We start from the raw sequence: 414 nt of genomic DNA on the forward strand, positions 1-414 counted from the left end.
ATGACGCTGAAGGCGCCGCACTCGCCGATGCTGGCCGATCTGGCGCTGGATTTCGCGTCGGTCGTCTCGAAGGAATATGCCGACAGGCTGCTGGCGGAGAAGCGTCCGCTGGACCTGGCGACAAGGCCGGTCGGAACCGGTCCGTTCCAGCTTGTCGACTATCAGCAGGATGCGGTCATCCGCTACAAGGCCAATCCGGACTACTGGCGCGGCCGGGCGAAGATCGACGATCTGGTCTTCGCCATCACCACCGATGCCAGCATCCGCATGGCAAAGCTGCGCGCCGGCGAGTGCGATGTCATGCCCTATCCCAATCCGGCCGACCTCGAGGCGATCAAGGCCGCGCCCGGCATCAGGCTGATGCAGCAGGAGGGCCTCAACACCGGCTATCTCGCCTTCAATACCTTGCAGAAG

Annotated in this window: 1 protein-coding gene; it reads left to right on the forward strand. The window is 63.8% G+C overall.

All coding sequences use genetic code 11. The features are described 5' to 3' along the window. On the forward strand, positions 1-414 hold a 414-nt coding region (locus EN807_RS32790), incomplete at both ends, for an ABC transporter substrate-binding protein (protein ID WP_246684505.1).

Source organism: Mesorhizobium sp. M5C.F.Ca.ET.164.01.1.1 (assembly GCF_004792125.1).
Classification (GTDB): Bacteria; Pseudomonadota; Alphaproteobacteria; order Rhizobiales; family Rhizobiaceae; genus Mesorhizobium; species Mesorhizobium wenxiniae.